This window comes from Vreelandella sp. V005, assembly GCF_052645115.1.
In genome coordinates, this window is the sequence record NZ_JBQXYA010000003.1 from 147,258 (window position 1) to 172,868 (window position 25,611).

The following is a 25,611-nucleotide window of genomic DNA, read 5'->3' on the forward strand; positions in this document are numbered from 1 at the left end:
GGCTCCTTGATGGCGGACAGTGCAGCTTTGTAAACCTGAATTCAATCAACAGAACAGATAGGATACACATTCACTGACATTCATGAATGTCAGTGAATGTGTATAATAATCACCATGCGGCGACATTGCTATCTTTCAGTGCCAAAATACCGCTAATGCCATTAACAGGAGTCGCTATGTCCCGTCGAAAGGCTGAAGCAGAACGAACACGCGAAGCGATTCTTGATGCTGCAGAAAAGACATTTCTCGCACAAGGCGTTTCGCGCACCACACTGGCACATATTGCGCAGGCGGCAGGCGTGACGCGAGGCGCTATTTATTGGCACTTTGAAGATAAAGCGGCGGTATTCGATGCGCTGTTAGAACGCGTCAGACTCCCTCTGGATGGGATTGTCGATGATGCAGTATTGCGCCTCGGTGCCAGGCCGGTCGAATGCCTGCGAGAAATAGCTAAACGCTCATTGGCGGGAATTTGTCATGACCTACCGCTGCAGCGGGCCGCCACCATCGTGCTGCACCGCTGCGAAAAATTGGAAGATGAACACCCTCGAATTTGCATGATCACTCAGCTCCCCAAACATGCTGAAGCACAGGTGGAAGCACTATTTGATCGAGCGCAAGCAAAAGGCAGCCTACGTGTCGACCTCACCCCAGCCAGCGCCCGGCGTCAGTTTCATGGCTTTTTAATTGGGGTTTGTTTTGATTGGCTGCAAGACCCTCAAGCGTATTCTCTGGTCGACGAGTGCGACGGCATCGTAGAAACGTTAATGCGGGGATTGTTAAACACCCAAAACGCTTAACGTGACTGATAGCACTAGCGTGAAACCATAGTGCGCAGGGCCGTAAAGTGTTCAGCCAACACCTCACTCATGGGTATATCAAGCGTAATATCCTTCCCCGGCAAAGGCTGCTGAAACCATTGATAGTAAAGCGGCGGCATCTCAGGGCTAGTGTATATATGCTCGAGGGCTTTATTAACCTCTACGGCGAAGGCGTCATCCGCGAGGCGCATCATAAAACCGAGCGGCTCTGTCGAGGTGATGGCCTCCTCTGAAAGCACATATGCTTGAGGTTCATCTGACTCGGCGATCATGGCGCTGAGCAGCACATCGTCCATCGCAAAGGCGGCTACACGCCCCTCGGCCACCAAATCAAACGCGCCTTGCAGTGTTTCCACCGGCACTACCGATAAGTTTAGCTGTTGTTTGCGGTTTGCTTGGTTGATCTGGCTGACATTAACGGTGCCACGCGCCACACTCACGCTGCGCCCGGACAAATCTTCTAGCGTGGTAAACCCACTCGATTTCAGTGCTACATAGCGCACGGATACAAAGTAATGGCTCAGCGCAAACTGTGCACTGCGTCGACGCTCTTCAGTGTTGGTACTGGCATTACACTCAATATCGATTTCGCCACTGTTAAGCAGCTGTATACGGTTGCTTGGCGTGCGCGCCACATAGGTGATATCAAGCGCCGGAATATCCAATTGTCTCTGCAGTTGCCCGGCTAGCTGTTGGCAAATATCAATAGAGTAGCCCACCACCTTGCCGTGATCATCGACATAAGAGAAGGGGGCTGTATCACCGTATCCAACACGCAATACGCCCGTTTCCTTAAGTCGTTCAAGCGTATTGAAGGCTTGCCCGGCATGGGCGGAACCACCACCTAGCAGCATGATTAGCAAGCTACACCACCCGACTAGTGTTCTCTGGCACATCATCTCTCTCCTCTTTACTCTACTTGCTGCGCTAAGCTTTGTTTTACGTACTGCTCAGGATTGGCAAATATAGCGGCAAGTTCAGGCGCTAACGGCAAATTAAGCACGCGATTATCCGGGGGAACAGGCTGTAAAAACCATTTGTCATAGAGAGCCTGGATGCCGTTACTTCGATAAAACGTGCTTAGCTGCTGATTGACCAGTTCAACAAAAACAGGGTCGTCAGGCGGCATCATCAAGCCATACGGCTCAGCACTACTTAGCGTTGCTTGCGAAATATGAAACGCGGCAGGGTCTGAGGCTGAAGACACCAGCCCCGCTAGTAAAATCTCATCCATCACAAACGCCGATGCCTGCTCAGAGGCCACCATGGCAAATGCTTCTTCATGATTTCGGCTTAGTATGACCGAGATATTCAACCCTTCGGTACGGTTGAGTTCATTAAGCTGGCCGATATTAATGGTGCCCGTAGTGGATACCACGCTGCGGCCAGCTAAATCCTGGACGCTATCCATATTCTGCTCGGCGAGCGATACATAGCGTGTAGCCGTTAAAAAATTCGGGTAGGAGAAGGCCGCTTGAAGGCGACGTTCAGGCGTATTGGTGGTTACACCGCACTCGATATCCACGTCACCGTTACGCACCAATATAAATCGATTAGCAGGCGTCACCGGCACATAATTCACGTGGATATCGGTTAAACCCAACGCCTCCTGCAAACCGTCGATAACCTGTAGGCAAAGGTCAATCGCATAGCCGGCTGGTTGACCAGCCACTTCATAGGAAAAGGGTATCTCGCTGCTTCGATGCCCAATGGTAATTTCGCCCGTTGATGCAATACGCGACAACGTGGGCGAGTTGGCTAGCTGCGCGCTACTGGCAGCGGCTGCACTTTGCCAACTCAACGTGCTTACCATAAAAACGGCTAACCAGCGCATTGTTCATCTCTCCCTAATCGTATTGGGTGTCATCTTCATCCCAAGGGTGAAAAGCATATAGCGATCGCGCCCTTCCGCCTTCGCAGCATATAGCGCAATATCAGCGTTACGCAGCAGTTCATAGCTGTCATCACCATCAGTGGGTGCCATCGCTATACCAACGCTCACGCCTATTTGGATGACCTGCGCATCAATGTGGAAAGGCGCATGTAGCGTGGCAACAATTTGGCCCGCCAACGCCTTGGCCTCTTCCAGCGCACTACGCGAAACGCTCTGAATGATGGCGAATTCATCGCCGCCTAAGCGCGCCACTAAGTCGTTCTCTGTCAGCAACCCCTGCACTCGCTGGCTGACTTCTATCAACAGCGCATCGCCCGCCGCATGGCCCAAGCTGTCGTTTACTTCTTTAAAGTGATCAAGGTCGAACAGCATGACGTTAAATACGTCGCCTTGAAGCAGTGAGCGCACCGCCGCTTTTAAAGCATCATTAAGCTGTATACGGTTAGGTAATTTGGTTAACTCATCGTGATGGGCAAGATGTTGAAAACGCAGGGCCTCATCTTTCACATCAAGCAGGTGCTCACGTTCAATAACCTTCTTGCGCAGGGCATCAATAGCATTTGCCATACGGCCAATCTCATCTTTGCGTTGCGTGTAAGGCGTAGTGCTTTGGGTTTGGTTTTTAGCGATGGCGGTTAGCGCCCGTACCAATACAGGTACAGGTCTAAATAATCGTCGCATCAAAATACTTAACAGCAACGCTGTGGCAAGCAGTACCGCTAGAAGCGCCAAAAACGCTTTTTGGATTAGATCGTTGCGTATCTGATAAAGAGACGCTTTCTGGCCAATAGTGGAAACCACAACACCCAATAGCTGGCCTTCAGAGGTCACAATCGGCAGTGAACTAATAAAATGCTCTTCATTACCAATTTTGGCAAACCCCACGTAAAAGTCAGCCGCTTGCGACATGGACCGCCAACTACTCACCGCCAGTAAAGCGTTAGACTCAACGGTATTACGGGCATCCACCATCTTCTCTAGTTTGCCTTGCGGCGACTCGGCAAATAACCAGACATTGTTGCGAGTTTGGGCACTGGCCAATGCTAAGACATCAACTGGGCTAAACCCTGTTTCAAGCACTGACTCCTCATCGCCAATCGCGCGTGGTGAGATAATATGCGTCACCTGCCCTGTATCGTCTGTTTTAACCGCCACAGAGGTATAGATACGCCGAATGGTGGCACTAACGATCTGGGTGTTCACTTGCGCTTCACGCCACCACTGTTCGCGCGCGCCCCGTTCCACCATCAAAAAACCTGACAACGCGCCCATCAAATAGGCAAACAGCACGCCCAACAGCATAAAAATGACCAATTTCCCTACTAGCGAACGGTGCCAGGAAAGGTTAGCAGTAGGCGGTGAAGCGTTCACAGGCTGCGGTGCTTGCATTTAGTCGGGTTCCTTATCGCTACCACGCAATGACTCAATTAGTCATTGCACTAAGCAATATTCTTTTTTGTACACATCGCTCTGTACGAATCGTTTTTTTCATATTGTTTACATCGGTAAATAAAACGAAATTATTAGCCTTTATTTAATAAAGTATCATTAAAAAGAGTGAATATGTTTTAAAAAACACGCTTTGCACTTCTTTGAGGCTAATTATTTTTGGCACGTCTTTTGCTAGTAAGTTATTAGCTAATCACTTTACTTACTTACGTTAGGAGATCGTGATGCACCAGTCTGATTACCCGCTCAGCGAAGTCCCTACCCATGCTCGGAAGGGGTTGCTCTCCGCTTCTGCCGTACTGCTAGGCTTTACCTTTTTTACCGCGACCATGTGGGCGGGTGGCTCCTTAGGACAAGCTTTCCCAATTGGTAAGCTGTTATGGATCATACTCATAGGCAATTTGCTGCTGGGTACGTATGCCGCAGCGCTTGCCTATATCGCCTGTAAAAGTGGGCTTAATTCAGTGTTGATGGGGCGCTTCTGTTTTGGCGAAAAAGGCAGCAAGCTCTCTGACTTTATCCTCGGCTTTACCCAAATCGGCTGGTATGCGTGGGGGACAGCAACCATCGCACTGGTACTGGTGCGCACCATGGGAATGCCTGAATGGCTGGAAATCCCCTTAATGGTGCTTTTTGGTTTTGGCTTCTGTGTGACCGCCATGATCGGTTACAAGGGTATGGACTGGCTGTCGCGCTTTACTGTCCCTGCCATGATGCTGTTTATCTTGATCAGCCTATTCACCGGGCTCGTCGATGTGCGCGGCTTTGCCGGGTTAAGCCAACAAACGCCCTCGGAGAGTATGAGCGTGGCAGCAGCGGTGACGGTCATCATCGGCACCTTTATTAGCGGTGGCACCCAAGCCACCAACTGGAGTCGTTTTGCCAAAACGCCCAAAACTGCGGTCATCGCAACGCTGGCAGCGTTTTTTGTCGGTAACGGCTTAATGGTCCTAACAGGCGCGCTCGGCACCATGATTTACCAGCAGGCGGATATCGTCGATGTGCTGATCGCTCAAGGATTTGTGTCTATCGCCGTACTCATGCTGTTTCTTAATATCTGGACGACACAGGACAACACTATCTACAACTTCGCGGTAGCGGGCTGCAATTTGCTGCGTACTGAAAAACGCCGCTTAGTCACCGTAGCAGGTGCTGCCATTGGTACGGTGCTAGCGGTCGGCGGCATGTACAATCTGCTAATCCCCTTTTTAGTCCTACTTGGCACCTTTATTCCCCCCATGGGCGGGGTCATCATGGCGGATTTCTGGCTCAAGTATAAAGGCCGCTATCCCGAGCTAAACGCTGCTCGGCTACCCGATTTCAATCGCCGTGGGCTAGCCGCCTACGCGATAGGCGCCAGCGCTGCCTACCTTTCACCTTTGTTGCCGCCCTTAGTGGGGGTGGCGGTAGCAGCGGGCAGCTACGCCGTGCTGCTGCGTTTAAAACACGCTACGCTGAGCGATACGCTTCCTTCACCCGCCAAACAATAAGTGAGCGCTTTTTTATATGTTCATGCAGATCATTAACGCCCGCCTACGCCAGCGCCCAGAGCTTTATCGTCTCGTCGTGGAAGACGGCACGTTCAGCTCGATTACTATTCAAGATGCACCGCAAACGCCAAGCGAAGGTCAAATCGATGCAGGCGCCAAGCTGGTCTGCGCGCCATTTATTGAGCCTCATATCCATTTGGACGCTGCGCTAACGGCAGGCGAGCCTAGCTGGAACCAAAGCGGCACGCTGTTTGAAGGCATTGAGCGCTGGAGTGAGCGAAAGCCTATGCTCACAGAGGCGGACATTCGCGAGCGCGCGCTGAAGACGCTTAATTTATTGATCGGCAATGGGGTGCAGTTCGTGCGCACCCACGCTGACACCAGCGACCCAAGCCTGGTTGGCCTAAAAACGCTGTGTCGTTTGCGCGACGAGCTAAAAGATAAAATCGATATTCAAGTGGTCGCTTTTCCGCAAGATGGCCTGCTCTCCTACCCGGGCGGCGACAAACTGATGGAGGAGGCGCTGGAATTCGGTGCCGATGTCGTCGGCGGCATTCCCCATTTTGAATACACCCACGAACTGGGCGTGGCGTCCATGAAACGGGTGATCGAACTTGCAATCAAGTATGACCGTTTGGTGGATGTTCACTGTGACGAGATCGATGATCCCAACTCACGTTTTTTAGAAGTGCTGGCCTGTGAAGCGCTATTTAATGATTTGGGCAGCCGTGTGACCGCCAGCCATACCACGGCAATGCACTCTTACGACAACGCCTACTGCTCCAAGCTTTTCCTGCTTCTCAAACGCTCGGGCATTAATTTCGTCTCTTGCCCTACGGAAAGCATACATTTACAGGGGCGCTTCGACACTTACCCCAAACGGCGCGGCGTCACACGAGTAAAGGAACTCAACGAGGCGGGTATCAATGTCTGCTTTGCTGAAGACTCCATCTTTGATCCCTGGTATTCGTTGGGAAATGGCAAGCTCTTACGCACGCTGGATTTCGGCCTGCATATCTGCCAAATGATGGGCTATCAGGATTTCAGCCAGGCGCTTTCACTGATTACCGACAACAGTGCCCGCTCGCTAAATATTGAAGATCGTTACGGCCTCGAAGTGGGCAAACCGGCCAGCTTCAACCTGCTAGAGGGCGAGGATGATTACAGCGTATTGCGCACCCAAGGCGAGGTGCTGCTTTCGGTGCGTCATGGCGAGATCATCATGCAGCGTGACCGCGCTAAGATCACCACACCGCCTTGGCTCAGCTTTTAGAATAAGCGTAAAATGGGTGGGCTGATATTCAGCAAAGTTCTCAGGGCGGGGTGAAAGTCCCCACCGGCGGTGATGCGGCCTTTAAACCGGGCGGCTAAGCCCGCGAGCGCTCAAACAAGCACTTGTTTGAGGTCAGCAGATTCGGTGAGAAACCGAAGCCGACGGTGATAGTCCGGATGAAAGAGAACGGCACCCTAGACAGGCGATGCAAAAGCGGCTTTGGCTGCCTTTGTGGCTACCTGACGACCGGTTCCGCGTGCCCTGATTCTGGTACACCTTAGCCAAGAGAATGACCATGAATCAGACATTTCCGCTGACCCTTTCTAACCACACTACGTCTCAACGCATCGCCTTTATCCAAGGCCACTGGCATCAGGATATCGTCGAAAAGGCCTATGAAGCCTTTATTGCAGAAGTCGAGCGCGGTGGCCTGAACGCCGAACAAGTAGACACCTTCATCGTTTCCGGTGCTTACGAAATCCCCTTACAAGCCAAGATTCTCGCCCAGAGTGGCCGCTACGGCGCCATCGTGGGGGCTGGCTTTGTGGTCGATGGCGGTATTTATCGTCACGACTTTGTGGCCCATGCGGTCATTGATGGCTTGATGCGCGTGCAGCTAGACACGCAAGTGCCGGTGATCTCGGCAGTGTTAACACCGCACCACTTCCATGAGCACAGCACACACCACGACTTCTTCACCCAGCACTTTGTCACCAAAGGGAAAGAAGCCGCGCAGGCGTGCCTGAACACCATGGAAAATCTGCATAGAGCGCGCAAACTAAGCGAGGCTTGATGCACTGCGGTTCAGGCTCGGCGAGGCGCCGGGCCTGAACTGCTTGACTCACTTCACATCAAGCAAGTAACCATAAAACGCCGTGTTGCGCTGCCAGCCTAATGACTCATAGAGATGCTGAGCGCGCTCGTTCTCAACCTGCGTCATTAATATCAACCGCGCGACACCATGCTCATGGGCAAGTTGGGTGGCAGCCTCCATTAGCGCCCTGCCGGTGCCTGTGTCACGGCACTCTGGCAACACAAACAGATCATTTAGCGTCCAGCGTGCATTTAATCCCACGGTGGAAACCCCAGGATAAAGCTGCACAAAGCCAGTCAGTTGGCCTTCCTTACTCTCACTAACGAGAATACGTGAATCCGCCTGCTCAAATCGTTGGCGCAAAAAGGTACGAGCGGCCTCCACATTACTAGGCTGAGCGTAGAACTGCCGATAACCATCTAGCAGCTCCGTTAGCGTATCAAGGTCATTAATCGTGGCAGGGCGAACAAATGTCATACTCATCTCCAGGCTCGATTGCTATCACACCAATAGCGTTATAGTGAGTTAACACCTAATTGCTCACTGAAAACAGCTTTTATCACCTGCTAAGGAAATGCCCTATGACCGACTTTATCGCCCCTGATGGCCATCCCCGCTGCCTATGGTGTGGGGGCGCGGCGGAGTTTTTGCCTTACCACGACAACGAGTGGGGCTTTCCAGTGGCTGACGACCAGCGGCTGTTCGAGAAGCTGTGCCTGGAGAGTTTTCAGTCCGGGTTGAGTTGGCTCACCATTCTTAATAAACGCGAGAACTTCCGCGCCGCTTTTCATCATTTCGATTTTCAAAAAGTTGCCCGCTTTGGCGAAGACGATGTGCAGAGACTGCTGAAGAACGCAGGCATTATTCGCCATCGCGGAAAAATCGAAGCGGTGATTAATAATGCTTTAAGAGCGCAAGAAATGGTCGAACAGGAAGGCGCGTTAGCCGCATTCTTTTGGCGTTTCGAGCCTGACGCCGACTCACTCCCCCCGCCGCAAACCCAGACCACCTCGCCTGAATCCATCTCGCTCTCTAAAGCGTTAAAAAAACGTGGCTGGAAATTCGTTGGCCCGACGACCGCTTTTGCCTTTATGCAGGCGATGGGGTTGGTCAATGACCACTCGCTAAACTGCATCACCCGCGAGCAGGTGGCTCAGGCGCGACAGCAATTTAAGCGGCCGATATAAAAAAACAGTGATAGGGTATGGTTTTTGGCACGCTAATCAATAAACCGAACAGCAAGGGGACAACGCGTTCCCAATGGGGTCAACGTGGTTCAATCATTCTCTTCGCATACAGAATCACGCACCTCACGATATAAAGCTTGGAGCGTGCATATATTCACCGCCAGCGGTGTACTGCTTGGCACAATGGCGCTGCTCGCACTGGTCGACAATAATCCCGTCGCCTGCCTACTCTGGCTGGGTGCTGCGATGATGATTGATGGTATCGACGGCACATTGGCACGCAAGTATGCAGTGAAAACCATCCTGCCCCATTTCGATGGCTCGACCCTTGATATGGTCATTGATTACCTGACCTGGGCCTTTATCCCCGCCCTGTTTATCTACTACTTTATTGAATTGCCGCCTTATTTGGCACTGCCTTCAGTGTTCATCATCCTGCTGTCATCGATGTTCTGTTTCTGCAATGTCGATATGAAAAGCCAGGACAACTACTTCGTTGGCTTTCCAGCCGCCTGGAACATCACCGCCGCCTATTTTTACGTTATTGATTTACCGCCTTTAATTACCTTTATCACTATCGTTGTTCTCGCCATTCTCACCGTGACTAAAATGAAGTTTCTGCACCCCTTTCGCGTGCGTCTGTTCATGCCACTCAATATCACTGTCACCCTGTTATGGTGTGTGTGTGCGACGTCACTGATACTTTCAAGCCCAGAGCACACCGCCTGGGCACTATGGGGGTGGGGCATTGCCTCTGTATACTTCGCCGGGATGTGCCTATGGCGTACGGCGCAAGAGTGGTTTGTTTGAACAAGCCGAACGACTGCAGCAAGGAGCATGGCAGATGTCATTGACCCCGCGGCAACAGGAAAAATTCAGAGCGCTGGCGGCAGACATCGAAGGAATCGATGTCGAGGTTTACCAGCGCTTCGAGCGCGACCCGCTGGAGCCTATCATCGGCCTTGGCAAGCCTAACCAGCGCATTGGCTTTTTTGGCCGCGATCCAGGGCGCGATGAGGTTCGCCATGGTGAGCCCTTTATTGGTGCGGGCGGGCAGTTGGTCAGAAAGGCGCTGTATGAGCACCTTTATGATGAGAAAATGCCTGATTTCGAGGCCTCGCGCGCCGTGGGCGAGCACTTTTTCTGGATCAATACCGTGCCTTACAAGCCCGTCGGTAACAAGGCGTGGTCTATGAAGATTAAGCGCCACTTTCACGGCCTGATGAACGAAGTCCTGATCTCACGCTGGGAAGGGCGAACCCTAATCACCTTGGGACGCGAAGCCTTCCTGTGGTTCGGTATCGGCCGCTCAAAAGAGGAGCGTGCCCGCTTGGAGGCGTTCTGGAAGCGCGAGGACCGCTTTGAAAGTAGTATCGAAGTAACGCTTGAGGATGACCGGGGCGAAGCACAAACCTTTCAACTCTATCCGCTGCCCCACCCCTCTCCGCTCAACCAGACTTGGTATTCTCGCTTTCCGGGTCTCTTAAAGCAGCGCTTAGAGCAATTAGATGTGCGCGAGGCCAATCTCACGCTGTAAAGATAAGATTAGCGCCCAACTTCTTTTAGACCTCTTTTCGCCAAATACCGCTGAGCGAAAGCATAAAGGGTAAGAAAACCCCGCTCGCATTAGAAATGTTTACTCAGCCTACAAAACAAACCCTCCTGCCACCTAGCGATGCGAGGTGGCAGGAGGGTCATTCACTTGGCGGCCATCGTTGATCTGCCCGCCTGAATCAAGTCGTTTATGGCATTAACACGCTATCAATCACGTGGATAACGCCGTTCGCCTGAGCCACATCCACCACCGTGATATTGGCACTGTTGCCCTGAGCATCCATGACCATCAGATTATTACCATTGCGCGAAACGGTAAGGTACTCGCCTTGTACGGTTTTGAAGGCCACGGTGCCATCGTTTTCCATGGTTTCTTCCCACAATGCGTCCCGATTCATGTTGCCAGGCACAACGTGATAGGTCAGAACCGTCTGTAACTGCTCTTTATTCTCAGGTTTCAGCAAGGTATCAACCGTGCCTGCTGGCAATGCCGCAAAAGCTTCATCGGTCGGAGCAAAGACGGTAAAGGGGCCTTCACCTTGCAGCACATCAACCAGTTCAGCCGCTTGAACGGCGGCCACTAGCGTTTTATGGTCACCCGAATTAACGGCATTTTCGATGATATTGCGCTCAGGAAGCATGCTAGCGCCGCCTACCGTGGTAGGCCCATGATCGGCAACGACGGCACCGGTATAGAGGGCAGCAGCACACAAGCTAGCAGTAAGAAGTTTGAGTTTCATTGGGGCATCTCCTGGTTGTTATTAAAAGAGCTCAACCATGCAAGCTCACTAACACTTACGTGCCTGATGCCTCAGTGGATGCAAACATTTCATCAATATTTTATTCGCTGCTTAGTTCTCGCCTATTGCCTTCAACGGCTGACTCACCAAGACTGACGATTCGGTTTACTGTGCAGAGATGCCCGAATGCTAGATGCCACACAACGCCACCAATATCTTATTGAGCAACTAAACGGCTGCGCTCAGGGCGATCGACGAGCGTTTGAACGTCTTTATCGTGTCTCTAGTTCGCATCTATATGCTCAACTGCTGCGTATAGTAAGAGATGAAGGTGCCGCACAGGATTGCCTACAACATGTTTTTATCAAAATCTGGCAGGCTGCCGATCAATACGATGCCAGGCGTGCCAAGCCGATGACCTGGCTTTCAACGCTCGCACGCAATATTGGCATTGACTGGCTGCGCCGCCAGAAACCCCAGGACGCAACAGCCGATGAACCCTTATTAGCGACGCTCTTGGGAACCGACGATCCTGAAGATGACAGCATCAATCATGAACAAAACGACAAACTGAACGACTGCCTCGATACACTCAGTCATCATCAGCGCCAGTTAATGGAAATGGCCTACTTTCAGGGTATGACTCACAGCGAGCTAGCGAGCTCTCTGTCCCAACCGCTGGGCAGCGTCAAAAGCTGGATCCGCCGTGGACTTGAGAGGTTAAAAACATGTCTAACCAATGGGATTTAAGCGACCCTGACGATCGCCATCTGGCGGCTGGCGAGTACGTGCTGGGCGTGTTGGATCGTGATCAGAAAGCACGCTTTGAAGCGCTGTTGGCTGTCAGCCATGACCTACGTAACGACGTGGAAGAGTGGCGAGAACATCTCCAATTGTTCAACGAACGTTTGGACCCAAAGACACCGCCTAAAGAGGTCTGGCAGCGCATTACCACTGCGACCGGGGCATTACCTTTACGCTGGTGGCAACGCCTGGGTGCATGGCAGTCCATGGCGGCCAGTTTTGGGGTAATCGCTGTCGCGCTGGGCCTTCTGTGGCAACAAGCTGAGCTGAACCAGCTGCCAGACGGCGAAGCAGTGTTTGTGGTTCAGGACGAATCGCGCACGCCAGGTTGGATTATTAGCGCCACCCAGGAGGGAGAGCTGGTCGTACAAGCGGTTCAACCAACCCAAGTTGGCAACGAGCAGACCGGCGAGCTGTGGCTGATTGCCGATGGTACCCCCATTTCGCTAGGACTACTGCCCGGGCAAGGCAGCCGACGCCTCCAACCCAGCGCTGAGCTGCGCGCGCAGTTATTCAATGCCGATTTAGCCGTCAGCGTTGAGCCCCAAGGGGGCGCTCCCGAAGGCCAGCCAACCGGCCCCATTATCGACCATGGCCGTTTGACGCCTGTGGCGGGAAGCACCCTTATTTTTTGATAATACAGCCACTTTTATTAGTTCCAAAAGAGCCTGTTCGCATGAAGCCAAAAATCAGCTTGATCACTCTTGGTGTACACGACTTGCAACGCGCCATACGCTTCTACCGTGAAGGTTTGGGATTACCCGAGCACGAAACGGACAGCGCCGAGGTTGCATTTTTCAAGCTCGAAGGGGCTTGGTTATCACTTTTCCCGCGTAAAGAGCTGGCAAAGGATATCGGCATTAAAGATGACTCGCCCAGTGGTTTTAGCGGTATCACCCTTGCGCACAATGTCGCCAGCCAAGACGCTGTTGATCAGGTACTCCAACAAGCGGTTGCCGCAGGTGCCGAGCTAATCAAGCCTGCTGAAGAAGTGTTCTGGGGTGGCTATTCAGGCTACTTCCGCGACCCAGAAGGACATTACTGGGAAATCGCCTACAATCCGTTTATGGATCTGACGTAACGCCGTCCTCATTGCTCAAGAGTTGATAAGTTCAGAAGCACTTTCTGACTAATCGGGCGAAGCGCGCTCTCGACTGCTTGCCTCCATTCCTGACCCGGAAACACTTGATAATCAGGCATCTCAAATTGGGCTAACAGCTCCCAAACAGTCAAAAATTTTTGCTTCCAAGCTTCTGCAGACATCCTGGCCAAACTATCGCGTAGGTGAAACCTTTTATAGTGAGCGTAAGGTTTGGAGTCCAATTTTATTGCCTGCCCCGTCAATAGCCCATAAGCGATAAAACTCGTTCCCAGTGCCATTAGTTGCCATATTTTTGCCGCCATTGGCCCTCCTAAAGCGTCAAACACTATGTCCGACTCACGAGCCACATATGAGATCTGCGGTGCGTCTTGGATAGATACCGGTTTGATACCGAGCTGTTCCAGACGAGCAACTCGACTCTCAGAGCGGTATATGCCGATAACTTCCCTAGCGCCATTCTGATATGCCCATGCCCCAAGATAGTCAGCGCAATTGGAACCCGCTCCACTGAGAAGGACACGCTTTCCCTCGACAGGCCAGTTACCAAGCATAGTCAGGGCAGCCAAGGGGTTAATGTAAGCTCGTGCGGCAACGGCGTCAGGAATGGTATCGGGGACGGGGATTGCGAGTGCCGCATCACAATCTAGAACTGTCTGCCAAGTACCTTCGCCTCGCAATGGGAGCACTCGCTTTCCGATCAGAGAGGCATACTGCTTAGTTGCATCAATAACGCGCCCCACTCCTTCGTAGCCGGCGACCGCGGGAAGCGTTATACGATGCGAGTACGCACCGCTAATTGGAATCAAATCGGATGGATTCACAGGAGCACATAACATCTTCACTCTGAGCTTGCCCTCACCCCTGGGTGGAACTTCCGCTGTTTCCATGTTCAATGTTTCAAGCGGCTTTCCGAATGACCGGTAGGTAAGAGCGTGACGACGCATGGACACCTCGAATGATGAATGAATCTAGGAGGTACCCACCGCATGCAACTGGGCTTCTTCTACCATTTCGGTGGCAAACTCGCCCACCGTGCGCACGGCCGCTTCGATCTCAGAGGTTAGCGTAAACGCATAGTTCAAGCGCAAACATTGGCGGAACTTACCCGAGGCAGAGAACAGCGAGCCCGGCGCCACATGGATCGCATGCTGCGCCAAGCGCTGGTTGAGTCGCACGCAATCAACAGCAGCGGGTAGCTCTACCCACAGCAAAAAGCTGCCGTGTGGGTAGCTGATACCCGCCCCTGCGGGGAAGTAGCGCTGCACCCAACTGATCATAATATCGCGCTGGCGTTGATATTGACGAGTAGCGTAACGGACATGGCGCTCGTAATGCCCTTTAGCAACGAACTCCGCTACCGCCAGCTGTGGCAGCGTGGCTGAGGCGCCGGTGGAGACATACTTCATATGCAGTGCTTGGTCGCGATAGCGGCCCGGCGCCAGCCAACCTACCCGTAACCCAGGCCCCACCGTTTTGGAAAAACCGCTGCACAGCATCACACGACCATCGTCATCGAAGGATTTTACGGTGCGCGGCCTAGGCAGGTTAAATGACAAATCGCCGTAGATATCATCCTCGATAATCGCCACATCGAAGCGCTGGGCAAGCTGAAACAGCGCCCGCTTGCGTGCTTCAGGCATGGTGTAGCCCAGCGGGTTATTGAAGGTCGGCGTGACCTGTATCGCCCGAATCGGCCATTGCTCTAATGCCAACTCTAAAGCTTCCAGACTGATGCCGGTTTGTGGGTCGGTAGGAATCTCCAGCGCTTTTAAGCCGTTGGCCTTGAGAATCTGCATGGTGCCGTAAAAGCTGGGCGAGTCGACGGCTACCACATCGCCAGGCTGGGTGAGGGTGCGCAACGCAATCGAAAGCGCCTCCTGGCAGCCGGTGGTAATCACAATGTCGTCCGGGTGTAGCAGGCAGCCAGAAATAATTGCCAGTCGTGCTACTTGTTGACGCAACTCGGGGCTACCGCTCAGCTTGTCGTAATTGAACCCGTGTAGGTCACTGCTGCGATGCAAACCAGCGAGGATTTTCGACAACGGCCGCAGCGTCTCATACTCAAAATTCGGTACGCCACGCCCCAGCAGTAGCCGCACGTCATCTCGCTGAGTGGCGACGAGTTCCAGCACTTGATCCCATTGGGAAACATCCAACGGTCGCTGGGCGGGGCGGGAGACTGAAGGCAACACCGTAGGCACTCGGCTAGGAAGCACGAAGTAACCTGACTTGGGCCGTGACTCGATCAGAGCTACATCCATCAGTTGCCGGTAGGCCTCCTGGGCCGTCGAAATGCTGACGCCCAGTTCCTCACACACCGCGCGAATGGAAGGCAGGCGATCACCGACACGGTAAATACCGTGCTCGATACGCTCGCGTAAAATCGTGGCGACTTCTTCATAGCGTGTCATGACACTCCCTCGCCCACATTCCGACAACCATACAGATACCTTATTAATTGACGATACAGAGCACCAGCACATCCTTCTGTATCTTAAAAACACTACAACCTATATCTGTATTGAAATAGTAGCACTAAGTAAGCTGGTTGAGCAGATAACTAGGAGGATTAGCCATGAAACGTTTCAACCTTACCCAGCTTCGCTACCAGTTGCGTTATCAACTGCGCCAGTATCGTCACTACCGGCGCAGCCGTCACCAACTGCTATCCCTTGATGACCGGCTATTAGACGATATTGGTGTTAACCGTACCCAAGCACTGAAAGAGGGCCGCAAAGCGTTTTGGAAACATGGACCAAAAGAAGGTGGGCACTATGAAAACCGCTGAGTATTACCTGCTTGACGTCTTTACCGACCAGCCGTTTACCGGCAACCCATTGGCCGTTTTTCTAGAGGCTGATGGGTTGGCAGCCAGTACCATGCAGGCACTGGCTAATGAGCTTAACCTGGCCGAAACGGTGTTTCTAGGCGCGCCTACTGGACCGAATCACTACCCGATGCGTATTTTTACGCCAACCCGTGAGTTGCCTTTCGCAGGTCACCCCACGGTTGGCACCGCGCATCTGTTAGCAGAGCTGAATCTAGTTAACCGCGCTCATGACATTGTTCTTCAGCCCCCTATCGGCGAGCTGGTGGTTAGTTATAAACAGGGAATAGCCACCTTTACCACCGCCCAGCCGGCCACGGTCATGGACAGCACTATTGATCATGCCACCGCGGCTAAGCTACTCGGATTGGAAAGCAACCAAGTGAATGGCAGCCCCGTATTTTCGTCCTTCGGGCTGCCCTTTCATCTGATCAAGTTAGCCGATCAAGACGCATTGGCGCGTATCAGCATCGACACCGCGCTATGGCAAAGTTCGGTGATGACGAGCAGCGCAGAGCAGGTCTACCTATACGTGACGGGGCCCTCAGACAACGCAGCCATCAAGATCAGCAGCCGTATGTTCTGCATGCACGCCAGTATCTGCGAAGATCCTGCCACCGGCAGCGCCGCCGCCGCTTTAACCGGCTACTTGGCATCACTCCAACCAGATGCCTTGCAGTGCACGATTCATCAAGGCGTTGAAATGGGGCGGCCCAGCGTTATTCACACCGCCGCCAATGGCGAGATCAAGCGCGGTTTCGTCACGGTGGGCGGTAGCGCCGTCTTGGTCGGTCAGGGCGTGTTTAAACTGCACCAATAAGTGCGTGCATAAAAAAGACGCCCTGCCTTATTACTTGGCCCTACGGCGCTAGGGATAGTGGCTGCAAGGTCAGGCTATCGTCACGTCGGAAGAGAGATACACATCCTGGATGGCATGCAGCAAGTCAACGCCTTCCTGCATCGGCTTTTGGAATGCCTTGCGGCCAGAAATCAGCCCCATTCCCCCGGCGCGCTTGTTGATCACCGCCGTGCGGACGGCTTCGCCTAAGTCAGAATGCCCTTTGGAACCGCCACCGGAGTTAATCAAACCCGCACGGCCCATAAAGCAGTTGGCAACCTGGTAGCGAGCCAGATCGATCGGGTGATCTGTCGTCAGCTTACTATAGACATCATCGTGGGTATGGCCGAAACCAACGGCTTTGTAGCCGCCATTATTTTCAGGCAGTTTCTGTTTAACGATATCCGCCTTGAGGGTCGCTGCCATATGGTTGGCTTGGCTGGTGAGGTCGGCTGCCACGTGGTAATCGGTGCCTTCCTGCTTGAAATCCGGGTTGCGCAGATAGGCCCATAATACCGTCACCATTCCCAACTGGTGAGCACGCTCAAAGGCTTCGCTTATCTCCATGATTTGGCGACGGCTCTCATGGGAGCCAAAATAAATCGTCGCCCCCACCGCCACGCATCCCATGTCGTGGGCCTGTTCGACATCAGCAAATAGCGTCTGATCGTATATCGCCGGATGGCTCAACGTCTCGTTATGGTTGAGTTTCAGCATCATCGGGATCTTGTGCGCATAGCGGCGTGATACCGACGAAAGCACGCCCAGGGTGGAAGCCACGCCGTTGCAACCGCCTTCAATCGCCAACTCGACAATATTGGCCGGATCGAAATAGCGCGGGTTAGGCGCAAAAGAAGCACCCGCTGAGTGTTCAATGCCCTGGTCTACCGGCAGCAGGCTAAGGTAACCGGTGCCCGCCAAGCGCCCATGGTCAAAGAATGCCTGCATGTTACGCAGCACCGCTGGGCTGCGGTCGCTATCGGCCATGACCCGGTCAATAAAATCAGGGCCTGGCAGGTGCAAGTCCTCATGACGAACACCCTGGCAGGTATGGTTAAGCAAACTATCGGCATCACTGCCAAGCAAAGTGGCTATATCGGTCATGGTGCGCTCCTATGCGGTTATTTTGTAAGAAAGTGTAAATCAACGCTTCTTTAATAGAGCATAGAGCTTAACGAGGGCAGAAGGAAAGTCCGACCCTCGCACAATAGGTAAAATACGGGGACGGTTAGTAGCGGCACCGCGTGAATGCCATTGCACTGCCATCGGGCAAAAAGCCGTCCAATAGTTGTCGAAACCAATCCACTTGGTGGAGCGAGCCGATTTCAAAATGCTTAAGATCGTCGAATATAGCTAACACCTTCTACATCAGACAGATGATCAAAAGAGGCCGCCACGCCAGAGAACAGCGCCTCTCAATCTGCAAAATAGGAGCGATCAGACGGCTTTCAAGGGGCTTATGAGCAATTTTTTATCGATTTAAGAGGGATCAATTTCCGCTGTACCCGGCAGCAAATCATCGCCTTTATAAGCCTCCATTAAATGTGATTTTTGCCAAAGCCTTGCCACTAGTTCCTGAATAAAGGTACGCACGATCAGCGAGGGACGACGCCCTGCCCGGGTCACGACACAAAACGGCGAAGCGATCTCGACTTGATCCGGCAGCAGCGCTTTGAGTTCGCCCCGCGCCACCCAGTGGCTAGCGTAGTAGTGGGGCAAGTTACCGATAAAGTGACCGCTTAAAATCAGCAGCGCCTGGGCCTCCATATTGGAGGCATGGGCGCCAACTTGCGCGCTGGGAAAGCTTTTAAGCTCCTGAAGATTGGCATAAGGACGCACTACAAAGGAGTGTTTGATCACTTCTTCAACCGTTAATTGTGCGCTATCGCGGCCAAACAGTGGGTGCCGTTTTGCGCAATAGATACCGTGCATCTCGGTATAGACCTGGCGGTGCTGCAGGCCTTCCATCTGTGCCGTTTCCGGAAGAATGCCTAATTGCACCTCACCATTAGCGATCTCGCCGATCAAGCGGTCAGGGCTGCCCACAGTGATATTGAGGCGGGCCTTGGGATTCTTGCGCAGGAACTCGCCAATCACACCCTGCAGATCAAGATCCACATCCATGATGGTGTTATCGACCACACCTAGCCGCAGCGTGCCGTAAACCGAGCTACGTAGCTCGCTCATTTCACTATCAAAATCGTCTACCGACGAGAGCAACAGTTTGGCACGCTCATAGACGATGGCGCCTCGCTCGGTCAGTTCAAACCCCTGCCTACCCCGACGACAAACGGTAAATCCCACCCGCTCTTCAAGCGCGCGGATATGAAAACTCACCGCTGACTGGCTCATGTGCAGTGCCGTCTGGGCACCGGCAAATCCACGATGTTCGGTAACGGCAAGAAATACGGAAAGGCTTTTAAGGTCGGCGGCGGAGAGTTTCATCAGCATGCTCCACGTTAGTGCAATTAACATCAATAAAACGGGTATGAACATCGAAAGATAGCAATTTTATTGTTGCATCACACCTGCTTAACTCAAGGGGTTCTTGTTCAACAGGCCTTCGCCTCTGTTTCGAGTATCACCACCCCGAGGAGCATCCCCATGCAACGCATCCCCACTATCACCGCTGGCCTCCTACTGGGCGTTAGTTTCGCCACTACCGCTCACAGCGATTTGCTAGAAGACATTCGCACAGATGCCACCTTTACCGTTGGCACGGAAGCACGCTTCGCCCCGTTTGAATACATCGAAGATGGCGAAATTGTCGGCTACTCCGCCGACATCATGGAACACATCATGCCAGAGCTTGAAGGCGTCGAACTGATCCGTATGGATCTGCCATGGCAGGGCATTCTTCCAGGGCTGGAGCGCGAGCGCTTTGACTATGTGATCACCTCGGTCACCGCCACGCCGGAGCGTATGGAGCGCTACCACTTAAGCGTGCCCATTGCCGATGCCACCATGGCGATTCTCAAGCGTGCGGGCGAAGAGGGTATCAGCTCACCAGAAGATATCGCCGGTAAGGTTGCCGCTGCCCAGTCAGGCTCCGCGCAGTTAGAAGCGCTGGAAGCGTTGGCCGCGGAGCTAGAAGAAGCGGGTACGCCTGTTGAAGATATTCGCACCTACACCGGCGTGGATGAGGCCTATGCCGAGCTGGGAACCGGCCGTGTCGATGTGGTGATCAACAGCCTTCCTAACCTGCTCGAAGCCGAACGCACCCGTCCTGATGTGTTTGAAGTGGTCGGCACCTTCGGTGACCCGGTTTACTTCTCCTGGGCTGGCCGCGACGACGAAGAGAGCGCGTCATTAAACGCCTTCATGGACGAGCAAATTCAACGCCTCAATGAAGACGGCACCCTAAATGAACTGCAGGAAAAATGGTTCGGTGGCCCGATGGATCTACCGCTGGAACTGCCTGCAGCTGAGTAAGACAGCTTGTCGTTGACCTAGCCGCGCTACTTCGCTTTCTGGATGACCCATGCTTGAGATCCTGTTCAACCACTACCCTGTGCTGCTTGAAGGCTTGGCCACCACCTTGGTGGTCTCGCTTTCCGCCATCGCCCTGGGCCTGGTGTTAGGTGTCTTACTGGCCTTCGGCTTGACCAGCCGCTATGGCCTAGTGCGCTGGCCCTGCGGGCTTTACCGCAGCTTTTGGCGTGGCACCCCCATTTTACTGCAACTGCTGTTGGTCTATTACCTACTGCCCGAAATCGGCATTGAAATCGCGCCTATTACCGCCGCCATTTTGACGCTGACGCTGAACACGGCAGCCTTCCAATCGGAAATTTTCCGCAGCGGCATCAGCCATATACCCGCTGGGCAAATCGAAGCGGCGCGCATGGCGGGCATCTCTGCATGGCAAACCCGCAGGCGCATCATCATGCCTCAGGTCTTTCGTCTCACTCTGCCACCGCTGACTAACGAGATCATCACCATCCTCAAGAACTCATCGCTGATCTCGGTCATCGCGGTGACTGAACTGATGCGCGTTAGCGAGCAAATCGCCTCGCGTACCTTTCAGCCGCTGGAAACGTATTTGGCTGCCGCGCTGCTGTATCTCGCGGTCAATTTGGTGTTGGCAAGACTCAGCGCTTACTTAGAACGCCGCATGAGCGGCGGCCTAGCCACCGAATAGGGGAGTGTCCTTTATGTTTGATATTGCCCTGTTATGGGAATCCCGCGAGCTTATCCTGCAAGGTTTGTGGAATACGCTGTGGATCTGCTTTTTAGGCTGCTTACTGGCGCTTTCGTTGGGATTGGTGCTCGCCGCGCTAAGGCTGGCCAACCCACGCCTGTTTAGCTATCCGGTGGCCTGCTATGTGGAAATTTGCCGCGGCATCCCACTGCTAATTCTGCTGTTTTTGCTCTATTACGGTGGCCCCAGCATTGGCTTGACGTTGAGCGCCAGCGTCGCTGGCGTGGTGGGAATCGGCCTCTACGGTGCCGGCTACTTTGCAGAAATTTATCGTGGCGGCTTTAAGTCCATTCCCAAAGGCCAGCTTGAGGCGGCGCGAATGCTCGGCATTTCTTCCTGGCATTCGCTAATACGCATTCAGATTCCTCAAATGGCCCGCCTGATCGTACCGCCCGGCACCAATCAGCTAATCATTTTGGTGAAAGAGTCCGCGCTGATTTCGATCATCTCAGTGGATGACCTGACCAAAAACGCCACCACCATCGTCAATCAGACCTTTCAAGTCATCGAGCCCTATTTGGCCGTTGCCCTGCTCTACTGGCTAATGATTGAGCTTATTGCCCGTGGCGGCTATGCGCTGGAAAAGCGTCTGGCCAATCGTCAACCGCGCCCTGCCGCTCAACAAGGAGCTACTCCCCATGTCCATGGCTGACACGCTCTACCCCTCATCGCCCGCGCGCCAAAAGTCGATTGTCGAGGCACACGGTATCAGCAAGCAGTTTGGCGATCTGGAAGTGCTGACCAACATCGATTTCAGCCTCAACCCTTCCGAAGTGGTCTGCGTAATAGGCCCCTCCGGCTCGGGTAAATCGACGCTGCTTCGCTGCCTCGCCTTTTTGGAGCCCTACGACCACGGTAGCGTCTATATCGACGGTCAGCTATTGGGCTTTGAGGATCGCAGCGGTAAACGCGTGCGCACCAGTGAAAAACGCGTCGACGAAGTACGTGCACCGGTGGGCATGGTCTTCCAGCACTTTCACCTATGGCCCCATCGCACCGCGCTGGAGAACGTGACCGAGGCATTGCGTCTGGTCAACGGCCTTTCCCGCCGCGACGCCGACACGGAAGGCATGGCCATGCTCGAACAGGTCGGCCTGGCAGATCGTGCGGGGCACTTTCCAGAGAGTCTTTCCGGTGGCCAGAAGCAGCGAGTGGCCATCGCGCGGGCGCTCGCCATGAAACCCAGAGTGATGCTTTTTGATGAGCCCACCTCAGCGCTTGACCCTGAACTCGTTGGCGAAGTGCTGGATGTCATGAAAAAGCTGGCCGCCGATGGCATGACCATGGTGATCGTCACTCATGAAATGGGCTTTGCCGCCAAAGTCGCTGACCGCGTGATATTTATGGATCAAGGCCGCGTGGTAGAGAGCGGCCCGCCCGCGACCCTGTTCCGCCAGCCGAAAAGTGAGCGTCTGCAGCAGTTTCTTAACACCTGGCGCGAGCGCCATATTGACTGATTCAGTCACCTAAACACGATTAAAACACCTGGAGCATCCCATGAGTTCTGATACACGCTTTAATCACGCTCGCATTGAGCAACTGCCGCGCAGCAACAGCGAACCTTGCGGCCATAACCACAGCTTGGAAAACCCCATCTCTCCCGACGGCACACCGGTGTTAGGCGAGTGCTACGAAGTGGCCGCCCGTGGCGGCCGAGCGGTGCGTCTTAAAGCGGGCCAAACCATCCGCATTATCAATACCCACGGTACCCAAGTGTGCGATACCTGGGCGTTTAGCACCGATAACATCAACGAGTTCATGTCTTGGGAGCACGGGCGTGCCTGGTTGAGCGCACTGATTCCCCAGGTAGGTGATCCGTTGATAAGTAACCGCCGCCGCCCGATCATGACCCTCACCGCCGACACGTCGCCGGGTATCCACGACACGCTAATGGCCGCCTGCGACCTGTTCCGTTATATGACGCTGGGCGTCGAGGGCTACCATGACAGCTGCGCCGACAACCTGCGGTTAGCCATGCAAGCGATAGGCGTTGTCACCCCTGAGGTACCCCAGCCACTCAACCTATGGATGAATATTCCGGTCAATGGCCAAATGAAGGTCGACTGGTGCCCACCCGTTTCCAAACCCGGTGATTATGTGGAGCTACGCGCCGAGATGGACTGTATCGTCGCCATGTCCGCCTGCCCACAAGACATTATTCCCATCAATGGAGCAGACTGTGTACCTGTCGAGGTACATTTCGAAGTCTACGAATAAACATCGCCCAGGAGAGCCTGATGACAAGCCGCCTTAATGAGCCAACCGACAATCCCGCTATCGACCTGGCGACTATCGCCGCAGCGGTAAGTCCAGAACGCCTGGCCAATGACCTGGCAAACATAGCGATGATGGGCGGCCGTTCAGATGGCGGCGTGGCGCGTTTGGCGCTTGATGATAACGACACCCGCGCCCGGCTTTGGTTGATCAAGCAGGCAAGCGCCCTGGGTGCCAAGGCCAGTGTCGACGCTATCGGCAATGTGTTTCTTGACGTGCCAGGTAGCGACCCCACGCTTGAGCCTGTCGTCACGGGCAGTCATTTGGATAGCCAACCGGCGGGTGGCAAGTACGATGGCGCGCTGGGCGTGCTGGCAGGACTCGAGGCACTACGCGCGCTTAAACAGGCGGGGTTTACCCCGCGCCGCCCGCTATCGCTGGTGAGCTGGACCAATGAAGAGGGGGCGCGCTTCTCACCTGGCACCTCCGGCTCGGCGGTATTCTGCGGCGTACGCAGCATGGAGGAAACCCGCCAGATCGAAGACGGCGAAGGCGTCAGCCTGGGGAGTGCACTGGATGCATGCCTGACGGAACTGGATTCAGCAGGCGTTCCCCGCCGCCCGCTGGCAACGCCGATGCACGTCTTTCTTGAGCTGCATATTGAGCAAGGCCCGATTCTGGAACGTGAAGGGGCTGCCGTGGGCGTGGTCGAAGGTATTCAGGGTGTCAGTTGGTTTGAAGTCACCGTTTCCGGAAGCGCCAACCATGCGGGCACCACTCCACGAGCCATGCGCCGCGATGCGTTAGAGGGCGCCTGCGCGCTGGCAACCGCGCTACGGGAGGCCGCCAGGGATAGTGAAGACCGCGTGCGATTTACCATTGGCAAGTTTGCTGTCAGCCCTGGCTCGGTGAACACCATTCCCGACCATGTCACCTTCACTATTGATTTACGCCACCCCGAAGCGGCAACACTCAAAGCGCTGGACGCCGAATTCGATGCGCTCGCCCAGCAGACCTGGGCGGGCTGCCAAGCAACACTGACATCACTCTCGCGCGTTGAGCCCGTCGCGTTTCCCACCACACTCACCGCCCTGCTTGACGACACCGCCCACGAACTGGGGATGACGGCACCGCGCTTAGTATCGGGTGCCTTTCACGATTCGATTCACCTCGCCAACCACTGCCCAACGGCGATGCTGTTTGTGCCCTGCCGCGATGGCCTGAGTCACCACCCCGATGAGCATACCGAACTCAGTGATGCCGTCGCAGGTACTCAGCTACTGGCCGCCAGCCTGGCGAGCTTAACCCGATAAGTAGAGCCACATGGCCAAGGGCACCGACGGTACTCGCCGCAATGCCGCCACTGGCGAAAGTTACCTACCGCACCAAGAACCACGCTATCGCGAAATAGCCAGCTTCTTGCGTGCACCGCTCGCCGACTCCTTGGAGGAGCTTGATATTGCCCTGGTCGGCATTCCGTTTGATGGCGGCGTCAGCAATCGCCCTGGCACCCGACACGGCCCTCGTGAGATTCGCAACCAGTCGAGCATGATGCGCAGCCTGCACCATATCACCCGGCTGGACCCGTTTGCCCAGGCACGTATTGCCGACATCGGGGATGTGCGCTTTTCATCGATCTACGATCTTAAGCAGGTCTCTGATGATATTGCCGCTTATTACATTGCTATCCACCGAGCAGGGGTTATCCCGCTAAGCGCCGGGGGCGACCATTCAATCACCTACCCTATCCTGCGCGGCTTAGCGGCCGACGGACCGGTAGGCTTGATTCATATCGATGCGCATACCGACACCTGGGACGAGTTTCAGGGCTCGAAATTTCACCACGGCGGCCCCTTCCGGCTCGCCTGCGAAGAGGGCCTTATCGATCCCAAACGCACGGTACAAATCGGCATTCGCGGTGCCCAAAACACCACCCAGGGCTGGGACTACTCCGCGGCTAGCGGCATGCGGGTGATGTGTATGGAGGAAGTGGATGCGCTGGGTATTGAAGCGACGATCGCCGAAGCACGGCGCGTGGTAGGGAATGGCCCGGTTTATCTATCTTTCGATATCGACAGCATCGACCCCGCTTTCGCCCCTGGCACCGGCACACCGGAAGTAGGCGGTCTCACCAGCCTGCAAGCCCTGCAGCTAGTGCGCGGCTTTCGCGGCCTGCCGCTTATCGGTGCCGACGTGGTGGAAGTCTCCCCACCCTTCGACCCCAGCGGCAACACGGCACTGCTTGGCGCTACCATCATGTATGAGCTTTTGTGTTTGATTGCTGAGCAGGTTGGCTCGGAGAGGGATTAATCTCCAGCAAAACGCTATGAGTGAAGTGGCTGAATCGAATAATGGACAGTGTTTTTATCAGTTTGTGCGTATTTAATTTGCGCTAATGGCAGCCGG

28 protein-coding genes and 1 riboswitch are annotated in these 25,611 nt (G+C 54.1%); of the genes, 19 read left to right on the forward strand and 9 right to left on the reverse strand.

Going from position 1 to position 25,611, the window contains the following annotated elements; translation table 11 throughout:
* The first annotated feature begins 176 nt into the window (after nucleotides 1-176).
* On the forward strand, nucleotides 177-800 hold the full coding sequence (locus ACUN8H_RS09270; protein ID WP_445531855.1) for a TetR family transcriptional regulator: 624 nt from the start codon (nucleotides 177-179) through the stop codon (nucleotides 798-800).
* 14 nt (nucleotides 801-814) lie between these two features.
* On the opposite strand, the gene ACUN8H_RS09275 is transcribed toward ACUN8H_RS09270, so the two are convergent.
* The 3 genes from ACUN8H_RS09275 to ACUN8H_RS09285 are packed head-to-tail and all read right to left on the reverse strand — an operon-like array spanning nucleotide 815 to nucleotide 4,104.
* Nucleotides 815-1,717, reverse strand: a complete 903-nt coding sequence (locus tag ACUN8H_RS09275; RefSeq protein ID WP_445531856.1) for an amino acid ABC transporter substrate-binding protein — start codon at nucleotides 1,715-1,717, stop codon at nucleotides 815-817.
* 14 nt (nucleotides 1,718-1,731) lie between these two features.
* A complete protein-coding gene (locus tag ACUN8H_RS09280; protein ID WP_445531857.1) occupies nucleotides 1,732-2,655 on the reverse strand; it encodes an amino acid ABC transporter substrate-binding protein in 924 nt (307 codons plus the stop codon).
* A 3-nt stretch (nucleotides 2,656-2,658) separates the two neighbouring features.
* Nucleotides 2,659-4,104 (reverse strand): diguanylate cyclase domain-containing protein, encoded by a 1,446-nt coding sequence (locus ACUN8H_RS09285; RefSeq protein WP_445531858.1) that lies wholly within the window; start codon nucleotides 4,102-4,104, stop codon nucleotides 2,659-2,661.
* 284 nt (nucleotides 4,105-4,388) lie between these two features.
* Between ACUN8H_RS09285 and codB the strand changes: the two genes are divergently transcribed.
* The 3 genes from codB to ACUN8H_RS09300 all read left to right on the forward strand — a co-directional run bounded on the left by codB (nucleotide 4,389) and on the right by ACUN8H_RS09300 (nucleotide 7,720).
* Complete coding sequence (gene codB / locus ACUN8H_RS09290; protein WP_445531859.1) at nucleotides 4,389-5,654, forward strand: cytosine permease; 1,266 nt, start codon at nucleotides 4,389-4,391, stop codon at nucleotides 5,652-5,654.
* Between the two features lie 16 nt (nucleotides 5,655-5,670).
* On the forward strand, nucleotides 5,671-6,927 hold the full coding sequence (codA, locus tag ACUN8H_RS09295) for a cytosine deaminase (protein WP_445531860.1): 1,257 nt from the start codon (nucleotides 5,671-5,673) through the stop codon (nucleotides 6,925-6,927).
* 32 nt (nucleotides 6,928-6,959) lie between these two features.
* Nucleotides 6,960-7,119, forward strand: a riboswitch (FMN riboswitch).
* Nucleotides 7,120-7,222: 103 nt separating this feature from the next.
* A complete protein-coding gene (locus ACUN8H_RS09300) occupies nucleotides 7,223-7,720 on the forward strand; it encodes a 6,7-dimethyl-8-ribityllumazine synthase (RefSeq protein WP_445531861.1) in 498 nt (165 codons plus the stop codon).
* A 48-nt stretch (nucleotides 7,721-7,768) separates the two neighbouring features.
* On the opposite strand, the gene ACUN8H_RS09305 is transcribed toward ACUN8H_RS09300, so the two are convergent.
* Entirely contained in the window at nucleotides 7,769-8,218 is a 450-nt protein-coding gene (locus tag ACUN8H_RS09305) for a GNAT family N-acetyltransferase (RefSeq protein WP_445531862.1), read from the reverse strand.
* A 104-nt stretch (nucleotides 8,219-8,322) separates the two neighbouring features.
* On the opposite strand from ACUN8H_RS09305, the gene ACUN8H_RS09310 reads away from it, so the two are divergent.
* The 3 genes from ACUN8H_RS09310 (at nucleotide 8,323) to ACUN8H_RS09320 (ending at nucleotide 10,465) form a co-directional block, all read left to right on the forward strand.
* On the forward strand, nucleotides 8,323-8,928 hold the full coding sequence (locus tag ACUN8H_RS09310; protein ID WP_445531863.1) for a DNA-3-methyladenine glycosylase I: 606 nt from the start codon (nucleotides 8,323-8,325) through the stop codon (nucleotides 8,926-8,928).
* An 84-nt stretch (nucleotides 8,929-9,012) separates the two neighbouring features.
* Nucleotides 9,013-9,738 carry a phosphatidylcholine synthase gene (pcsA, locus tag ACUN8H_RS09315; protein WP_445531864.1) on the forward strand — a complete coding sequence of 242 codons (726 nt, stop codon included), beginning with the start codon at nucleotides 9,013-9,015 and terminating at the stop codon, nucleotides 9,736-9,738.
* 34 nt (nucleotides 9,739-9,772) lie between these two features.
* The gene (locus ACUN8H_RS09320; protein WP_445531865.1) at nucleotides 9,773-10,465 is read left to right on the forward strand and encodes a uracil-DNA glycosylase family protein; all 693 of its coding nucleotides are present in this window, start codon (nucleotides 9,773-9,775) and stop codon (nucleotides 10,463-10,465) included.
* A 205-nt stretch (nucleotides 10,466-10,670) separates the two neighbouring features.
* Here ACUN8H_RS09320 and ACUN8H_RS09325 read toward each other — a convergent pair whose 3' ends face one another.
* Nucleotides 10,671-11,222 carry a fasciclin domain-containing protein gene (locus ACUN8H_RS09325; protein WP_445531866.1) on the reverse strand — a complete coding sequence of 184 codons (552 nt, stop codon included), beginning with the start codon at nucleotides 11,220-11,222 and terminating at the stop codon, nucleotides 10,671-10,673.
* A 186-nt stretch (nucleotides 11,223-11,408) separates the two neighbouring features.
* On the opposite strand from ACUN8H_RS09325, the gene ACUN8H_RS09330 reads away from it, so the two are divergent.
* The 3 genes from ACUN8H_RS09330 to ACUN8H_RS09340 are packed head-to-tail and all read left to right on the forward strand — an operon-like array spanning nucleotide 11,409 to nucleotide 13,107.
* Nucleotides 11,409-11,972: an RNA polymerase sigma factor gene (locus tag ACUN8H_RS09330; protein WP_445531867.1), complete on the forward strand. Its 564-nt coding sequence runs from the start codon at nucleotides 11,409-11,411 to the stop codon at nucleotides 11,970-11,972.
* Entirely contained in the window at nucleotides 11,951-12,661 is a 711-nt protein-coding gene (locus ACUN8H_RS09335; protein ID WP_445531868.1) for an anti-sigma factor, read from the forward strand. The genes ACUN8H_RS09330 and ACUN8H_RS09335 overlap by 22 nt, the downstream gene beginning before the upstream one ends.
* Nucleotides 12,662-12,702: 41 nt before the next feature.
* Complete coding sequence (locus tag ACUN8H_RS09340) at nucleotides 12,703-13,107, forward strand: VOC family protein (RefSeq protein ID WP_445531869.1); 405 nt, start codon at nucleotides 12,703-12,705, stop codon at nucleotides 13,105-13,107.
* A gap of 8 nt (nucleotides 13,108-13,115) precedes the next feature.
* Here the strand turns inward: ACUN8H_RS09340 and ACUN8H_RS09345 are convergent, their stop codons facing one another.
* Together ACUN8H_RS09345 and ACUN8H_RS09350 are read right to left on the reverse strand one after the other, a co-directional pair.
* Nucleotides 13,116-14,072, reverse strand: a complete 957-nt coding sequence (locus ACUN8H_RS09345; RefSeq protein WP_445531870.1) for a zinc-dependent alcohol dehydrogenase family protein — start codon at nucleotides 14,070-14,072, stop codon at nucleotides 13,116-13,118.
* A gap of 24 nt (nucleotides 14,073-14,096) precedes the next feature.
* Entirely contained in the window at nucleotides 14,097-15,539 is a 1,443-nt protein-coding gene (locus ACUN8H_RS09350; protein WP_445531871.1) for an aminotransferase-like domain-containing protein, read from the reverse strand.
* Nucleotides 15,540-15,703: 164 nt separating this feature from the next.
* Between ACUN8H_RS09350 and ACUN8H_RS09355 the strand changes: the two genes are divergently transcribed.
* Both ACUN8H_RS09355 and ACUN8H_RS09360 read left to right on the forward strand, forming a co-directional pair.
* A complete protein-coding gene (locus ACUN8H_RS09355; RefSeq protein WP_445531872.1) occupies nucleotides 15,704-15,916 on the forward strand; it encodes a DUF1127 domain-containing protein in 213 nt (70 codons plus the stop codon).
* Nucleotides 15,903-16,775 (forward strand): PhzF family phenazine biosynthesis protein, encoded by an 873-nt coding sequence (locus tag ACUN8H_RS09360; RefSeq protein WP_445531873.1) that lies wholly within the window; start codon nucleotides 15,903-15,905, stop codon nucleotides 16,773-16,775. The genes ACUN8H_RS09355 and ACUN8H_RS09360 overlap by 14 nt, the downstream gene beginning before the upstream one ends.
* A gap of 69 nt (nucleotides 16,776-16,844) precedes the next feature.
* Here the strand turns inward: ACUN8H_RS09360 and ACUN8H_RS09365 are convergent, their stop codons facing one another.
* Both ACUN8H_RS09365 and ACUN8H_RS09370 read right to left on the reverse strand, forming a co-directional pair.
* Nucleotides 16,845-17,897: a class I fructose-bisphosphate aldolase gene (locus ACUN8H_RS09365; protein ID WP_445531874.1), complete on the reverse strand. Its 1,053-nt coding sequence runs from the start codon at nucleotides 17,895-17,897 to the stop codon at nucleotides 16,845-16,847.
* Nucleotides 17,898-18,272: 375 nt separating this feature from the next.
* On the reverse strand, nucleotides 18,273-19,238 hold the full coding sequence (locus ACUN8H_RS09370; RefSeq protein WP_445531875.1) for a LysR family transcriptional regulator: 966 nt from the start codon (nucleotides 19,236-19,238) through the stop codon (nucleotides 18,273-18,275).
* Between the two features lie 159 nt (nucleotides 19,239-19,397).
* Here ACUN8H_RS09370 and ACUN8H_RS09375 point away from each other — a divergent pair, with 159 nt between their 5' ends.
* From ACUN8H_RS09375 to speB, 7 genes are read left to right on the forward strand one after another with little or no spacing between them, the layout of a single operon-like run.
* Entirely contained in the window at nucleotides 19,398-20,225 is an 828-nt protein-coding gene (locus ACUN8H_RS09375; RefSeq protein ID WP_445531876.1) for a transporter substrate-binding domain-containing protein, read from the forward strand.
* A 49-nt stretch (nucleotides 20,226-20,274) separates the two neighbouring features.
* Entirely contained in the window at nucleotides 20,275-20,931 is a 657-nt protein-coding gene (locus ACUN8H_RS09380) for an amino acid ABC transporter permease (protein WP_445531877.1), read from the forward strand.
* A 13-nt stretch (nucleotides 20,932-20,944) separates the two neighbouring features.
* Nucleotides 20,945-21,643 carry an amino acid ABC transporter permease gene (locus ACUN8H_RS09385; protein WP_445531878.1) on the forward strand — a complete coding sequence of 233 codons (699 nt, stop codon included), beginning with the start codon at nucleotides 20,945-20,947 and terminating at the stop codon, nucleotides 21,641-21,643.
* A complete protein-coding gene (locus ACUN8H_RS09390; protein WP_445531879.1) occupies nucleotides 21,630-22,448 on the forward strand; it encodes an amino acid ABC transporter ATP-binding protein in 819 nt (272 codons plus the stop codon). Before ACUN8H_RS09385 ends, ACUN8H_RS09390 begins: the two co-directional genes overlap by 14 nt.
* A 40-nt stretch (nucleotides 22,449-22,488) precedes the next feature.
* Nucleotides 22,489-23,208: a DUF1989 domain-containing protein gene (locus ACUN8H_RS09395; RefSeq protein ID WP_445531880.1), complete on the forward strand. Its 720-nt coding sequence runs from the start codon at nucleotides 22,489-22,491 to the stop codon at nucleotides 23,206-23,208.
* Nucleotides 23,209-23,228: 20 nt separating this feature from the next.
* A complete protein-coding gene (locus tag ACUN8H_RS09400; RefSeq protein ID WP_445531881.1) occupies nucleotides 23,229-24,518 on the forward strand; it encodes a M20 family metallo-hydrolase in 1,290 nt (429 codons plus the stop codon).
* A 10-nt stretch (nucleotides 24,519-24,528) separates the two neighbouring features.
* Nucleotides 24,529-25,515 (forward strand): agmatinase, encoded by a 987-nt coding sequence (speB, locus tag ACUN8H_RS09405; RefSeq protein ID WP_445531882.1) that lies wholly within the window; start codon nucleotides 24,529-24,531, stop codon nucleotides 25,513-25,515.
* Nucleotides 25,516-25,611: the final 96 nt, after the last annotated feature.

Coding starts and splice junctions, on each gene's coding strand:
- speB (WP_445531882.1), top strand. CDS start 24,529: ATGGCCAAGGGCACCGACGGTACTCGCCGCAATGCCGCCACTGGCGAA.
- codA (WP_445531860.1), top strand. CDS start 5,671: ATGTTCATGCAGATCATTAACGCCCGCCTACGCCAGCGCCCAGAGCTT.
- ACUN8H_RS09280 (WP_445531857.1), bottom strand. CDS start 2,655: ATGCGCTGGTTAGCCGTTTTTATGGTAAGCACGTTGAGTTGGCAAAGT.
- ACUN8H_RS09300 (WP_445531861.1), top strand. CDS start 7,223: ATGAATCAGACATTTCCGCTGACCCTTTCTAACCACACTACGTCTCAA.
- ACUN8H_RS09355 (WP_445531872.1), top strand. CDS start 15,704: ATGAAACGTTTCAACCTTACCCAGCTTCGCTACCAGTTGCGTTATCAA.
- ACUN8H_RS09285 (WP_445531858.1), bottom strand. CDS start 4,104: ATGCAAGCACCGCAGCCTGTGAACGCTTCACCGCCTACTGCTAACCTT.
- ACUN8H_RS09310 (WP_445531863.1), top strand. CDS start 8,323: ATGACCGACTTTATCGCCCCTGATGGCCATCCCCGCTGCCTATGGTGT.
- ACUN8H_RS09325 (WP_445531866.1), bottom strand. CDS start 11,222: ATGAAACTCAAACTTCTTACTGCTAGCTTGTGTGCTGCTGCCCTCTAT.
- ACUN8H_RS09275 (WP_445531856.1), bottom strand. CDS start 1,717: ATGTGCCAGAGAACACTAGTCGGGTGGTGTAGCTTGCTAATCATGCTG.
- ACUN8H_RS09385 (WP_445531878.1), top strand. CDS start 20,945: ATGTTTGATATTGCCCTGTTATGGGAATCCCGCGAGCTTATCCTGCAA.
- ACUN8H_RS09320 (WP_445531865.1), top strand. CDS start 9,773: ATGTCATTGACCCCGCGGCAACAGGAAAAATTCAGAGCGCTGGCGGCA.
- codB (WP_445531859.1), top strand. CDS start 4,389: ATGCACCAGTCTGATTACCCGCTCAGCGAAGTCCCTACCCATGCTCGG.
- ACUN8H_RS09270 (WP_445531855.1), top strand. CDS start 177: ATGTCCCGTCGAAAGGCTGAAGCAGAACGAACACGCGAAGCGATTCTT.
- ACUN8H_RS09400 (WP_445531881.1), top strand. CDS start 23,229: ATGACAAGCCGCCTTAATGAGCCAACCGACAATCCCGCTATCGACCTG.
- ACUN8H_RS09370 (WP_445531875.1), bottom strand. CDS start 19,238: ATGAAACTCTCCGCCGCCGACCTTAAAAGCCTTTCCGTATTTCTTGCC.
- ACUN8H_RS09365 (WP_445531874.1), bottom strand. CDS start 17,897: ATGACCGATATAGCCACTTTGCTTGGCAGTGATGCCGATAGTTTGCTT.
- ACUN8H_RS09375 (WP_445531876.1), top strand. CDS start 19,398: ATGCAACGCATCCCCACTATCACCGCTGGCCTCCTACTGGGCGTTAGT.
- ACUN8H_RS09395 (WP_445531880.1), top strand. CDS start 22,489: ATGAGTTCTGATACACGCTTTAATCACGCTCGCATTGAGCAACTGCCG.
- ACUN8H_RS09335 (WP_445531868.1), top strand. CDS start 11,951: ATGTCTAACCAATGGGATTTAAGCGACCCTGACGATCGCCATCTGGCG.
- ACUN8H_RS09340 (WP_445531869.1), top strand. CDS start 12,703: ATGAAGCCAAAAATCAGCTTGATCACTCTTGGTGTACACGACTTGCAA.
- ACUN8H_RS09345 (WP_445531870.1), bottom strand. CDS start 14,072: ATGCGTCGTCACGCTCTTACCTACCGGTCATTCGGAAAGCCGCTTGAA.
- ACUN8H_RS09330 (WP_445531867.1), top strand. CDS start 11,409: ATGCTAGATGCCACACAACGCCACCAATATCTTATTGAGCAACTAAAC.
- ACUN8H_RS09380 (WP_445531877.1), top strand. CDS start 20,275: ATGCTTGAGATCCTGTTCAACCACTACCCTGTGCTGCTTGAAGGCTTG.
- ACUN8H_RS09360 (WP_445531873.1), top strand. CDS start 15,903: ATGAAAACCGCTGAGTATTACCTGCTTGACGTCTTTACCGACCAGCCG.
- ACUN8H_RS09390 (WP_445531879.1), top strand. CDS start 21,630: ATGTCCATGGCTGACACGCTCTACCCCTCATCGCCCGCGCGCCAAAAG.
- ACUN8H_RS09305 (WP_445531862.1), bottom strand. CDS start 8,218: ATGACATTTGTTCGCCCTGCCACGATTAATGACCTTGATACGCTAACG.
- ACUN8H_RS09350 (WP_445531871.1), bottom strand. CDS start 15,539: ATGACACGCTATGAAGAAGTCGCCACGATTTTACGCGAGCGTATCGAG.